The sequence below is a fragment of the Micromonospora sp. DT44 genome (genome assembly GCF_049841635.1).
Classification (GTDB): Bacteria; Actinomycetota; Actinomycetes; order Mycobacteriales; family Micromonosporaceae; genus Micromonospora.
Genome location: NZ_JBNCKS010000168.1, coordinates 1 through 544, shown reverse-complemented (window position 1 = coordinate 544; position 544 = coordinate 1). Strand labels below are relative to the sequence as shown.

Sequence of the window (544 nt, the reverse complement as noted above, 5' to 3'; positions counted from 1 at the left end):
CTGCCCCTGTCGTTCGGATGATCCGGGGGGTGTTGTCGCCGGGTCGGGTGGCGTCGGCGGACCGCTGATAGGGACACGGCCACCCGTGTTGGGGTAGGTCTCGTCGTAACGTGGCTGCCGGCAGTCCGACGCCCCTGACTGCGGCCGAGGCCACGATGCGATGCGTGGAGGCGGGTCTGGTGCGCGACGGATATGGCGTCTTCCTGGGCTTGGATGTCGGTAAGGGTGATCACCACGCGGTCGGGTTGGCCCCGGACGGCAATCGGCTGCACGACGCGCCGTTGCCGAATACCGAAGTCCGGCTGCGGCAGTTGTTCGACAAACTCGCCCGTCACGGCACGGTGTTGGTGGTGGTCGACCAGCCGGCCTCGATCGGCGCCTTGCCGGTCGCGGTGGCTCGGGCATGCGGGCATCAGGTGGCCTACCTGCCTGGCTTGGCGATGCGCCGGATCGCTGATCTGCATCCCGGCAGCGCGAAGACCGATGCCCGTGATGCCTATGTCATCGCTGACGCGGCCCGCACCCTGCCGCACACGCTGCGGCG

At 68.9% G+C, this 544-nt stretch carries 1 protein-coding gene; it reads left to right on the top strand.

What is annotated here, in order from left to right:
* Positions 1-179 precede the first annotated feature (179 nt).
* Positions 180-544, top strand: a 365-nt coding sequence (locus tag ACLQ25_RS32805; protein WP_425734604.1) for an IS110 family transposase, incomplete at its 3' end; no start/stop codon positions are given.